Below are 13,193 nucleotides of genomic sequence, written 5' to 3'. Positions count from 1 at the left end.
TTCCATAAAGATTATCTTCAAAAAATTATTTTTTTCTCCACATTTTTGCAAGAGGACCACTTTCCCCATAAACAGGATCTGCAACAGGGAACACGGCATTTTCGATTTCCTCCTGTACCCCTTCCAAGTCCTCCTCCACGTCTTTTTTGAGATTATACTCTACTCCATTAGGATATGCCCCAACCACTTCAAAGTCTGGTGAAGCAGATAATTTTTTATGACCTGTTCCAGCTGGAAGCAATAAAATATCTCCATGCTTTACAATAAGCTTTGATCCACCTTCCCCACCTATTTGTAATAAAGCAGATCCTTTTTTAATACCAAGTACTTCATGTGCATTGCTATGATAATGATGGTATGGAAAAACTCCATTCGTCCAACTATTTTTCCAATTATTTAAATGAAAAACTTTTTCTATATTTTCCTCCTTATTCTCCATTGCCCTTTTATAATGTAAAGCAGGCAAATAAGGGTGATTTGGTATATATCTATTTTGTTCGAAATAATACATTGTAATATCTGGATTAGCCATTGGATGTACACCTCTCTATCTATTGATACTACTGTATACCCCTCTTTTTCCTAAATCATTCCTTTAGTTAGCAACACTAAAATCCAATGATTCTATTGAATTATTACCGCTTTTCTTTTTATTCCGACTTCTTTTTTTCTACTAAAAATTAGAGGATTTTCGTCGATATAAAGCGATGTACATTAAGTTGCTAGATTCTTTTGAAAAGCTTAATAAGTCCATTTCATCTTATGCGTGTTATAAAAGAAAGGAGAATAACATGAGAACATCCATTAAGCAGAAATTATTAGCAAGTTTTCTGATTGTTTCTATTTTATTTATGATTCTGTCCTATTATTCTTATAGAAGTACAAAGGAAACTGTAGAAAAATATGATTATTTAATCGAAACAGTTACAGAATTACGCTCTATCTCAGAAAAAATCAACACAAATGCATCTAGACAAATTGCAAACGTAAGAGGTTATTTTGTCTATGGAACCTCTGATTACAAAAACAGAGTAAATGGAGCAAGCAGTAATATTGATACTTTTGTAGACAATGGGATTAAAATCTCTACCAATGCAGAAATAGAAAAACGATTAAATGAATTAAAGACTTTAAATAAAGAACTTACACATAAGGCTAACGCACTGATGAATAGCATTACTCCTTCTCAAACTGCTTTAGATGAGGTTACTACACTATCTGATAACTTATCACAACAGGCTGAGACCTTAAATATTTTGCTGACAAATGATGTCTTGAATCCAGAAATTGAAAGTGCTCAAACACACTCTAAACAAAAAATGTTATTTGTTATGATAGTTAGTGTTTTCGTTACTGCTATTTCTTTAGCTATTGGTTTCCTACACGCTTCTCTTATTACGAAGCCGATTCAAAGTTTGAAAACAAATATGCAGAAAGTTGCTAAAGGGAACTTACATACAGATAAATTCTCTATTAAAGCAAAAGATGAAATTTACTATTTAAACGAGGCTTTTGAGCAAATGAAAGATAATTTATCGCTCATGATTTCCAATATGACAGATAGCTCTACTCTTGTGGCAGCATCCGCAGAACAATTAACTGCAAGTGCAGAACAATCGAGTAATGCATCTGCTACAGTCGCGTCCTCTATACAGTCTATTGCTGAGAGCAATGAGCATACCATTGCTAAAATCTCTGATAACAAGCTCGCCCTAGATTCGATTCTTGACGGAGTGGAGGCAATTAAGGAAAGTTCCTTGCATGTATCTGCACTATCACAAGCTGCTTTTACAAATGCAGAAAAAGGAACGAAACAAGTTCATGATAATTTGAATCAAATGGAGTTCATCTATGACTCTGTTCAACGTTCCAATTCGATTATTGCCGCCTTGGCTGATCGATCAAATGAAATTGGAAAAATGATTGAATTAATAAGCAATATTGCTGACCAAACAAATCTATTAGCATTAAATGCTGCCATTGAAGCTGCTAGAGCAGGGGAAAATGGGAAAGGATTCGCAGTTGTTGCTGATGAGGTTCGTAAATTAGCGGAGCAGTCACAAGCTTCTGCACAAGATATTTCACAGTCCTTACATGGAATTCAGCAGGATACATCTGAAGCAGTCACCATGTTGAATGAGACATTGGATAAAGCGAAGACAGGAGTAAGCATATCAACCAATACCGTTGAATCTTTCTCCATCATTGTATCAAATACGCAAAAAGTAGCTCCAGAAATAGAAGAAGTTGCCCTAACAGTTGCCAAGATTACGACACAAATTGAAGATGTGGTGGAGGTTGCTAACGAGATTGCCATTCTTTCTAAAGAAAATGGGAGTGGTACAGAAGAGGTTGCCGCTTCTACAGAGGAGCAACTCGCATCCATGGAAGAAATTAAAGCATCTGCAGAATCTTTATCTAGTATGGCCGATGAATTAATGGATATTGTATCACAGTTTAATCATAAAGAAGAAATCTAAATATGAGGTGAAAGGAGTATAGGACAATCTGTTCCATACTCCTTTTTTGGGGAACTAAATGGAATTGGTTTGGCTGATATAACTTTATTTTGGCTGACTTCCCCTTGCTTTTGGCTGATATATTCATAAGGTTGGCTAATATAATTAAAAATTAAAGCAAAATTCACAAGAATCCACATAATTTTTTAAGAAAAACCTCTTTCATCATCTTTACCTCGCAAAATAGAATAAAGAAAGTAAATACCAATCAACACTAAAAGGATAAACAAAAGTAGAAATAAATAATGGAAACCTAGCATTACTGCCTCGAATTCTGAGCGCTTTGTATCATTCATCCAATCTGTTATCGTGCCATCTAGCCATGTATTCATAAAGGTAATCGCAAGTGCTGTTCCGATAACCATTCCGATATTACGAAGCAAAGCAATCGTACTGCTCATCATTCCCAAATATTGCAGGGGAACATATAGCATCATAATGCTGTAATTCGGTGAGGTTAAAATCCCCATTGAAAAACCTAATAAACTAAACAAAATAATTAATGTTGCTAAAGATGTTCCTGGTGTTAAAAAACTAAGCCCAAGCATGGTCATACATAATAGTCCTAAACCAATTACTACTACCTTTCCCCCGCCAAATCGGTCTGATAATGATCCACTTATTGGACCGAGTACTGCAAGAAATAATGGATAACACATTAATAAAAGTCCTGATTGATCTGCTGAGAATCCTAATACGCCTCGTAAATAAAACGGCATAATGACAGTAGAAGCAAACGCTGCACAATAGCTCGCCATTAAAATTAACCCACCTGCTTTAACGATTGGGGAAGAAAAAATGGAGGGCTGTATAAAGGGATGCTCTTCCTTCCTGCTATGGAAAAAAAAGAAAAGAAAACATGCAACACTAACACATGCTATTCCTAATAAATATACCTTATAAACACCCTCCCCTATTGAGTTAAGTACAAAAACAAACGAAACAATCCCTATCCCAAAATAGATGCTCCCCTTATAATCAAAACTGGAGTTCTGAAAGCTCTTATCCCTCGGCACAAATTTTTGTGCCAAAAAATAGGCTCCGATGCTTATTGGCACAACGGTCCAAAATAACATATGCCAAGAAAATGCTTCGATAAAGAACCCACCAACGGAAGGACCTAATAAAGCACCTATTCCAACAGAAGTACTAATAATGCCAAGTGCCTTTCCCCGATGTTTTTCAGGATAGGCATCTGTTACAATTGCCATATTAACGGCCTGTAACATGGCAGCACCACCACCTTGGATAACTCTCGCAATAATTAAAATGGGGATACTTGATGATAACGCAGAACCACATGCCCCTACGGCAAAAATAAGATAGCCCATATTATGTATACGTTTTTTTCCAAATTGATCAGCTAATTTACCCATTAGCGGTAAAAATAGCATGATGGATAGAAGATAGCCATTGACAATCCATTGTGTGATAGATAGCTTTGCAGAAAAATCAATCGATATATCGGTTAAAGCAATATTGACAAAGCCTGCAGAAAAATGAGATAAAAAAGCGCCTGTACATACAGATAACAACAAAAGTATCGATTGATACTTTTTATCCTCTGCTTTTGGCTCATTCCTTACCTCCAAATAGCTTATCTTGTTTTTAGTCATTTGAATCATCCTTTGTGGTGTTGAACATCTGCATATTTTTAATTGTGAGTATATTAGGAGAGAATCATTCTCTCCTATATACATTTTACTACTACTAAAGTAATCAAAATCTCGAATGAATTCATTCACTTCCAACAGGTATAGCATGAATAGATTGGATAACTTCATTACTAGTAACAACTGTACCAAAAAACTGATTGATGGTTTGCAATGTCATATTGTGTGCCTCTCTTGAGAAGGCTGCTGTACAGTCAGATAAGAAAATAACATCATAATCAAGCATGAAGCCATCTCTTGCTGTTGATTCCACACAAATATTTGTACTAACCCCTGCCATTAAAAGTGTCTCGATTTTCAAGGCTCTAAGTACGGAATCCAATCTTGTATTAATAAATGCACTGTATCGATGTTTTATCACAATAACATCATCATTATCTGGTTCTAATTGATAAAACTCCGCTCCCCACGTATCCTTTCTACATAAGTTTGTTTGATTCTTTCCTTTTAATCGTTTAATCCACGTTTCCGAATCCGTACTATTCTCATGGATCGTCTGGATATATATAATAGGAACATTTTCCTCTTTCATAGTTGCAATCATATTTTTTAGATTAGGCATCATTTCTTCGACCATGGAAACGTCCAAATCCTGTTTAGCCAAACATCCTTCTTTATGACAATAATCATTCTGAACATCAACAATTAGTAAAGCACTATGTTGTGGATTCCATTCCAACTTCATCTGTTTCATCCTTTCAAGTCAAATTCACTTCTACTCTTTTTACCGTATTTTTAAGCAATTTTCGTTTATTGGGAAAGTGCCTCTACAAACTGCATGTCAATTAACTCATCGTAACTATAGCCATTTGTGTAAACGCCTGTTTTTTCTACAACTTCCATTGGTTTCGCAAGCGCTTCTTCCGTTATAAATCCATCTTTACTCCAAAGGCTATCTGCATAAGCTCGATCAAGTGAAGCCTGTAAGCTATCTTCTGAAGTAGAAGGAAACTCCTGTTTTAAGATCTCCAGTGCCAATTCATGATCCTCATCAATCAACTTTAATCCTTTCATAACAGCACTTACAAAGCTATTTACCGTCTCTGGATCTTCTTCTATAGTTGATTTTTTGACACTTAAAACAGAATATGGATAATCTCCAAGACTTGCAAAGCTGTAAAATGGTTCGGCCCAGACATCTTTATTTATTCCTTCTGTAATTTGTGGTTCTGCTCCATTTGCGATGTCAGCTTGACCGGATTCCACTAAAGAGACGACAGCACTAGCATCTGCTGGTTCTTCTAGTTTGACATCTTTTTCAGGATCTAATCCTACATCCATTAATAACCAGCGAGTTAGTAGGTTGGGACTTCCACCAAATCGCCCAGCCGCAATGGTTTTACCTTTTAAATATTCAGCAAGGCTCTCCTTACTAGTATCTGTTATTGTTTGTTCTGTATCCGCCATTAGGTAGACATTCGCTCGGTTTACGACATTTACTACAGAAACAATCGGGTCAGAGTTACCTGTGTTTGCCATCTGATTTGATTCTGGACCACCGATATTTCCCCACGCATCCCCACTTACTACTGAAGTAACATGTGCTCCTCCTGTTGCTGTAATGACTTCCACCTCCAGCCCCTCTTCTTCAAAAAAGCCTTCTCGAATCGCCGCATATAATGGTAAATAGCCAATTAAGTGAACTGGTTCTGCAATAACAAGCTTTTTTGTTCCACTTTCAGACTTTTCTTCTCCACTTGTACCTTCTGATGAGGAACATCCACTTAAAATCATTAAAAGAAGCAACAAATAAATTCCAGCTTTAAAGAAAATACTTTTTTTCATTTCCTTTTCTCCCCCTCTATGCATACTTTTTATATCCTTAATTAATCCTAAAATCGTTACCCTCTTATTCTTCGTCCTCTTAATAAACGTTTTTCTACCCATACGGTGCCAACATACATCAGTACAGATAGAATGGATAAAACAACAACCCCTACCCAAACTAAATTAATATTCATAATCTGTCCCGCATACAAAATCATTCGACCAATTCCTTGTCTAGAACTAATAAATTCGCCTACGATTGTACCTGCTAACGCTAATGCAATATTAATTTTCAAACTACTGACAATCCATGGCATCGCAGACGGGATAACGACTTTCGCAAAAATATGATGTTTTTTGGCTCCTAAAGAAAAAAGCATTTTTTCTAAATCAGAATCAACACTCTTCACTCCACTATGTGCCGCAATGGCTGTGACAATAACCGTCATCATAAATGCCAAAACAACCTTTGAACTAAAACCAATTCCAAAAAGAATGACTAATACCGGAGCCAATGCTAATTTCGGAATGGCGTTAAAAGCAATTAAATAAGGCTCCGCTATTCTGGAATAAAAGTAGGACCACCAGAAGGATAATCCAAGTAATGCCCCAAAAAAAGTCCCAAATAGAAACCCTAGTATCGTTGCTCCTGATGTATATAGGAGGTCGCTCCATAAAGTCCCTTCCGTAAAAGCAATAAGGCCTGTTTCCCATATGATCGATGGGCTGCTCCAGTAATAAGCATCAATGATTTTCCACTTTGCAAACAACTCCCAAAGAACAAAGCCAAAAATACCGATTAAGAGCTGCCCAATAAGCGTAATCCGTTTCCTTCTTCTTTCCTTTAGCTCTTCATCCTCAATAAGAATGGATGAGTCTATCTCTTTCACTTTCACCTTATGCGGCAATATGATTTGCTCTGGATTGTCACGCATGTCTAACTCCTCCTTTATGTAAATTTATTTTTCTAAGACTACCTCTTGCTTTAATAAAGCAAATAAATGCTGTTTTAAATCAATAAATGCTGGTTGTAATAACGTTTGTTCATTTCGTGGTCTTGATAAATGTACATCTACCTTTTCCTTAATCCGTCCAGGTCTCGGAGATAGAACATAAATCTCATCTGACAAATAAATCGCTTCATCTATGTCATGGGTTACAAAAAGAATCGTTTTCTTAAAATCAGTCCAAATATTAAGAAGCCATGTTTGCATCAGCAACCGAGTCTGTGCATCTAAGGCACCAAAAGGTTCGTCAAGCAAAATGATATCTTGATCGTATAAAAGGGTTCGCAATAATGCTGCTCTTTGTCTCATGCCGCCAGATAATTCATCTGGATAATGATGTTCAAACCCACCTAAGCCATATTTTTGCAGAAGGGGCATTGCTCTTTCGATCGTCTCTTTCTTGGTAACTCCCTTGATTTCCAGTCCTAATATCACATTTTGCAAAATACTTCTCCAAGGTAGTAGCAAATCTTTTTGAAGCATATAGCCTACATTTCCATTTTTTCCGACGATATTCTTGCCATCGAGAAGCACTTCACCTGTCGTTGGCTTAATAAGCCCTGCAATTATATTAAATAACGTCGATTTTCCACAGCCACTCGGACCAATTAAACTGATAAATTTTCCTTCTTCGATTTTTAAATTGGCATCCTTTAAGGCAACAACCTCTTTCCCTTCTTTTTTAAAAATTTTATTCGTTTGGCGAACCTCTAGTTTATACATAGTGAAACTCCCTTCTTTCCTTTGAATTGCCATTATATATACACTTGCTTTTTCCAAATAAAAAAACCGCCAGAATTTACCGAGCGTAATCGCTCAGTCTAATTCTGACGGTTTTCCTGCTCTCTTAAATAGAGTTCATTTAACCAGCCAAATAGGATTCAATTTTGTTTTCCAACAAAATAATTGTTCCACTAATTTCTCTCATGGAATCATAGTCCTTTAATATTAGCTGCACATTAAAGTGCAGTTTTTCTTCTAAATTACGCAAAAGCAGTTCCTTGTATTTATCAATTAATAGACGATCAATGATCTCCGCAAGGTTATCACTTGAACTTTCTATTATTTCTAGTACAGGAATACGCTTATGCTTAGCAATAATAATAATTTTATTATCCATTAAACTAATCTGCTGTTCGGTAAGACCAACTTTGAAAATCAATTGATTCACAAGATTGTTTTCCCTCATGATGCTTTGCTTCAATTCTCCTAGTGTTCTTGGTAGTTGATCAACTAAAATGATTATCACCCCCAATAGATATAGCAGAATGAATGAGCGATTCCTTTGTCGACCAAATGCTCACATCATACAAGCAAAACGTGATCTATCCACTTATTAAAATAGTGAATATTCTGTTTATTGGATAATATCATATCATTGTACAACTTTCTTCCTTTTTGTCAGAATTTCTTACTCTATTTTTTTAAAGAGGCTGTTTCATCTAGTTTGTTGGCATAGCCCGAATAATGAATTTTCCCCCTATCAAACAAATCAAAGCTCTAATTCTAAGGAAAGAAATTTATAGTCTAAATAGTCCTCTAAACCATATCTTCCACCTTCACGACCTACTCCTGATTCCTTTACTCCTCCAAATGGGGCTTGTGCCGTTGTTGGTACCGGATCATTAATGCCAATTATTCCGTATTCTAGTTTTTCAGACATTCTAAAGACACGAGATACATCTTTTGTATAAAAATAAGCCGCTAATCCATACGACGTATCATTGGCAAGATGTAATGCTTCTTCTTCTGTATCAAATTCAAAAATTGGCGCGACTGGTCCGAATGTTTCTTCTGTTGCGATTTTCATTTCATGGGTAGCATGTAATAAAATGGTCGGTTCATAGAAATGTCCTTTTTTATAGACTTCCCCTGTAGGTTTCTTTCCCCCATATACTACTTTTGCGCCTTTTTTAACAGAATCAGAAATATGGTCCTCTGTTTTAGCTACTGCAGCTTCATTAATTAGTGGTCCAATTGTTACTTCTGGCTGTAGACCATTCCCAACTACTAATTTGTCCATTTTCGTTACCAATATTTCGGAGAAACGCTCTGCAATAGTTCTCTGGACATAAATACGATTTGTGCATATACACGTCTGGCCAGCATTACGAAACTTACTTGCAATAACTCCTTCTGCTGCTTTTTCTAAATCGGCATCTTCAAAAATGATAAAAGGAGCATGTCCCCCTAACTCCATTGATATCTTTTTCATGGTAGCTGCAGCTTTTGCTGCAAGTTCTTTTCCAACCTTAGTGGATCCTGTAAAGGTTATTTTTCTTACTTCTTGTCTTTCCATCATCGCCTCGCCAATTGGAGCTGCTTCCCCGTGGACTAAATTTAACACACCTTTTGGCAGTCCTACTTCATGAAATATCTTCATTACCTCAATTGCTGTTAAAGGCGTAGATTCAGCAGGCTTTAAGACAACTGTACATCCAGCAGCAAGAGCCGGCGCTATTTTTCGAGCAAGCATGGCAATTGGAAAATTCCATGGCGTAATGGCAGCAACGACGCCAACTGGCTGTCTTAGCACAATGATTCGCTTTGTTTCAGAACTGGAAGGAATTGTATCACCATAGATTCGTTTTCCTTCTTCAGCATACCATTCCAAATAATCAGCAGCTAAGTTCACTTCTCCCTTCGCTTCTGCTATTGGTTTCCCCATTTCCGTCGTAATAATGGTTGCGAGATGATCTATTCTCTCCCTTAACTTTTCCGATACTGTTTTCAGATAAAAAGCGCGTTCTTTAGCTGTTTTCTTTGACCATGAAGGCAAAGCATTCTTTGCTGCATCGATTGCTAAATTCCCCTCTTCCTTTCCACCTCTTGCTATCTGTTCAATAACTTCACCGGTAGCTGGATTATAGACTGGATAGGTTTTTCCTGTGGTTGCCTGACACCATTCTCCATTAATATATTGCATTTCTATTCTCCTTTCTCGTCTGTTTTTTTTATCATAACAAACATTTTGGATAATTCCACTTGATGAAACTCCATTCCTAAAATTACTCTATTAATGGAATAGACTCTATAAAAAAGAAGCATCCTTTTTTAAAAGATACTCCTTTTTTTCGATTAATTCACATAAAAATAACCAACGACTCCCAAAATGACAAGTACGATTAATAGTACACCATATTTTCGAAAAAACCTTACTCCTGGATTTGCCGTTTGCTCACGCACCTCTTTTAATAACTTCTTCAATGATTGTGACCGGATACTTGTTAATTCTTTTTTCATGTCTTTTTTCTTCCATATGGAGTTTCGATCTGTTATTAAATAGTCCTTTAAAGCATGGCTAAATCTTGGACTTGTCCCATATTTTTTCAGAGACCATTCTATATAATCAAGCATTTCATCTTCTGATCCATAGATGGCTATATTCGAAAATACTTGGCGAAATTCCACCCCTTCCATTCCGCCTGGGAACAAAAGGAGGAAACGTTCATATGGTTTAAAAAGGCCATTGTCTTTGATAATCTCCTGTGCCAAATCACTTGCTTTCGCCTTGATTGGTGTACTCGCCATCCGAAATACATGCTGTGTTTGTTCAATAGGAAGATAGAAGTAGGTATACAGCAGCTCTAACACCTCAAATTTCTCCTTCTCCCAGCCTTTAATTTCAAAGCTATGTTCCTCTTTATCTAGTAAAAATATTTCCCCAAAATTTTTCACATCTACTAGATTCACTTTTTCTAGCTGTAATTGCACCAAAAGCTGTGCCTTTACATCTGGCAGAGCCATTCGTTTATATGTTTGAAATGGAATGGATCGTTCAAAGTATGTAATTACTTCAAAAACGACAGAAATAGGATGACTACTTTTTTTGACTTCATACACTAGTCTATTTTTCGTTAATTTTAAGAAAATTGCATTATGTTCAAAAGAGGAATTAACATTTAATAAGCTCTTTATATTAATCAATACATCTGCTAAAGAATGTTGAAAGCTAAATTTATCCTTTAGGTAATCTTCCATCATCTCAGCGTAAGAAAAAATATCACTCATATAAGATAAAACTTGCTGATAAATGTCTGGGTATTTTTCTAAAATCCTCCATAGCGATTGACAGATAGCTTCTCCTTCATAGTAAGCAAGGCTTTTCACTATAAAGTCAACAACATTTACATGTTCTACTGCCTTTTGAATTTCCAAAACGAATCTCAAATAATCCTGTACAATGGAAGCATCCTTCATTCTTTCTTCTCTTTGAAGCAAGTGTGTGAATATATTTACCAATTCCACTTTTTCTCGATGATTTTTTTGAAGAAAAGCTAACAGCATTTGTAAAGTGCCTACTTTATCCTTTTCATAAAAATAGTAATCTAGCTTCTCCATATAAAACAGCAGAAATAAATCATCATATGTTTGAATAGTTAGTTTCTTTTGCTGATCTAATCCTTGTAAGGCCCGCTCACAGTATATGAAAAACTCGTCAAGCTCCGTGGCAGTCTGAAGTGCTTCATAAGCGAAATGGAGATAATCATGTTCTTCTTCCTTAAAGGTTAATCCACTGCTTTTATGCTGACTTAAATCAAATGTAAATTGATTTTCCACCGCTCTGTTTCGTAGACGAATCGATCCTTGTTCTACAAACATAACATGGATATTTTCGATAATCTCCGGTTCATTATGAAATGTGGTTGCTCCAAACAGTTTTCTTGTTTCATAGGGCATATATAGAAATAGTAACTCCAATAGCCACATGGCATATTTATGTTGCATGTTAGGTGGAGCCTGAAACGATATATAGACTCTTTTCTTTTCAGCAACTGCAGTAATACACGCACACAGCAGCTCCTTATATTTCTTTTCATCCAACTGTAAAACATGAAACAGTTCTTGCTTTTTAGCATATATATTTTCGTTTTTATAAGGTATATGGTCGATTTCTTCTAGTTCCCCCTTTAGATTTTCCATATCTTCCAAACCATAAAATTGATCAATATGAAAAATTTGGGAAGGCTGAAGGATCCATTCTTCTTTTCTATTTGCCGGAATAATATAATTATGTACAAAAAGACGATTCTTTTGCTTCGAGCTTTCTGCAGGTGCAAAATTAGATTTTCCTATAACGAATTCACCTGACTCAGGCTGAATCATGGTAAATAGCGGCGGATAGGCGTCTATTTCTTTATCACCGCTTTTCTTTAATTCACTCGGCATATGATAGGTACTAATGGGATTAAGATATTTTTTCACGAAGCTTTCATCAACGTTTGGCGAAATGACTATTGTATCAGCACCCTCACTGGAAAGAAAAAAACCTTTACTATCCTTCGTTACTATTTGCTGCTGTATCAGGCTTTTTCCCATTATCCTCTCCCCTTTCTTCTCTTTAATAGGAATTTACTGCAAATTTATCAAAAACATATATAAAAACGCTACATTAATAGTAAATAAAAAGCAGCATACTTATCGCTTCTAATGGTCCGTTTTCCTAAAAAAACATTTGTTTCTCCTAATGAGGAGAGTAATTATTCCATGAATATGGATAAATAAAAAAACAGCTAATACCTGTATTATACAGGCATGCCGTTTTTTTAAAAACCAACTTTGCAAGACTTTTCAAAGAAATATAGAAATTCTTTTCTTCATTCTCCTAATTCCTTGATATATTCCGTATCCCAATACAGTCCCAAATGTATTTAAAATCAAATCGTCTATATCACTCCATCTATTTTCCATAAACCATTGAATCATTTCAATAGAGCATGAAAGCACTGCTCCCGCTAATAGCACGGGGAGAAACGAACTTTTTTTCGGAAAGGTTAACGGGTAAAGTAATCCAAATGGAATAAACATAGCGATATTTCCAATATTATTTACAATAGCAGAAAATACACTACCATCTAGGAAAATCTCCGTTATCATCAAAAAGGGTGTAAAATTATGTCCCCCTTTGGCGATACCAGTTCCTAAATACATATTGGGAAACATTGTTAAATAAACGATAGCTAATAAAGAAGTGAGGAATAAACCATCCATAACTATTTGTTTTCTATTCATAAACAACCTACATTTTTAGTTTTTTAATTAGATTATCCATTTATTTGGTGTTTTATTCCAATAATTTGTTTGTGGGGAGATTGTGGGGCTCTGTTACGTTGCCTTCTGTTTTATTCTGGTTGTGGTTGTGTGAGGGCTTAGATATGGGGGTTCTGTTACGTTGGTTACTGTTTTTTCCGCATTTCGGGCTTAGAGAGGCGCTCTCTGTTACCTTT

The 13,193-nt window shown here is 35.9% G+C and carries 11 protein-coding genes and 1 pseudogene; 2 read left to right on the top strand and 10 right to left on the bottom strand.

Annotated features, from left to right (window positions below; all coding sequences use genetic code 11):
• Positions 1-25 precede the first annotated feature (25 nt).
• Positions 26-532, bottom strand: coding sequence for a cupin domain-containing protein (locus ADJ83_RS15455; RefSeq protein WP_031540395.1), 507 nt, complete (start codon positions 530-532; stop codon positions 26-28).
• Positions 533-707: 175 nt separating this feature from the next.
• On the opposite strand from ADJ83_RS15455, the pseudogene ADJ83_RS26925 reads away from it, so the two are divergent.
• Positions 708-1,523, top strand: a pseudogene (locus ADJ83_RS26925) (HAMP domain-containing protein); the annotation flags it as partial.
• Positions 1,521-2,480, top strand: a complete 960-nt coding sequence (locus ADJ83_RS26920) for a methyl-accepting chemotaxis protein (protein WP_414630344.1) — start codon at positions 1,521-1,523, stop codon at positions 2,478-2,480. The pseudogene ADJ83_RS26925 and the gene ADJ83_RS26920, both read left to right, overlap by 3 nt.
• Positions 2,481-2,665: 185 nt before the next feature.
• Here ADJ83_RS26920 and ADJ83_RS15440 read toward each other — a convergent pair whose 3' ends face one another.
• The 9 genes from ADJ83_RS15440 to ADJ83_RS15400 form a co-directional block, all read right to left on the bottom strand.
• Complete coding sequence (locus ADJ83_RS15440) at positions 2,666-4,135, bottom strand: MFS transporter (protein ID WP_031540398.1); 1,470 nt, start codon at positions 4,133-4,135, stop codon at positions 2,666-2,668.
• Positions 4,136-4,256: 121 nt separating this feature from the next.
• A complete protein-coding gene (locus ADJ83_RS15435) occupies positions 4,257-4,877 on the bottom strand; it encodes a cysteine hydrolase family protein (protein WP_035416839.1) in 621 nt (206 codons plus the stop codon).
• A gap of 65 nt (positions 4,878-4,942) precedes the next feature.
• Positions 4,943-5,977, bottom strand: coding sequence for an ABC transporter substrate-binding protein (locus ADJ83_RS15430; protein ID WP_031540400.1), 1,035 nt, complete (start codon positions 5,975-5,977; stop codon positions 4,943-4,945).
• A gap of 56 nt (positions 5,978-6,033) precedes the next feature.
• The gene (locus ADJ83_RS15425; RefSeq protein WP_081836744.1) at positions 6,034-6,894 is read right to left on the bottom strand and encodes an ABC transporter permease; all 861 of its coding nucleotides are present in this window, start codon (positions 6,892-6,894) and stop codon (positions 6,034-6,036) included.
• A gap of 24 nt (positions 6,895-6,918) precedes the next feature.
• Positions 6,919-7,689, bottom strand: a complete 771-nt coding sequence (locus ADJ83_RS15420) for an ABC transporter ATP-binding protein (protein ID WP_031540402.1) — start codon at positions 7,687-7,689, stop codon at positions 6,919-6,921.
• 139 nt (positions 7,690-7,828) lie between these two features.
• Complete coding sequence (locus ADJ83_RS15415; protein ID WP_152910832.1) at positions 7,829-8,215, bottom strand: Na-translocating system protein MpsC family protein; 387 nt, start codon at positions 8,213-8,215, stop codon at positions 7,829-7,831.
• Positions 8,216-8,458: 243 nt separating this feature from the next.
• Positions 8,459-9,892, bottom strand: a complete 1,434-nt coding sequence (locus tag ADJ83_RS15410; protein ID WP_031540404.1) for an NAD-dependent succinate-semialdehyde dehydrogenase — start codon at positions 9,890-9,892, stop codon at positions 8,459-8,461.
• 152 nt (positions 9,893-10,044) lie between these two features.
• Complete coding sequence (locus tag ADJ83_RS15405) at positions 10,045-12,285, bottom strand: hypothetical protein (protein WP_031540405.1); 2,241 nt, start codon at positions 12,283-12,285, stop codon at positions 10,045-10,047.
• A gap of 252 nt (positions 12,286-12,537) precedes the next feature.
• A complete protein-coding gene (locus ADJ83_RS15400; RefSeq protein ID WP_081836745.1) occupies positions 12,538-12,978 on the bottom strand; it encodes a VanZ family protein in 441 nt (146 codons plus the stop codon).
• Positions 12,979-13,193 lie beyond the last annotated feature (215 nt).

Origin of the sequence: Bacillus sp. 522_BSPC (genome assembly GCF_001076885.1) — a bacterium.
GTDB lineage: Bacteria > Bacillota > Bacilli > Bacillales > Cytobacillaceae > Niallia > Niallia hominis.
The sequence above is the reverse complement of the archived record's forward strand: the minus strand, read 5'-3'. Positions and strand labels throughout refer to the sequence as shown.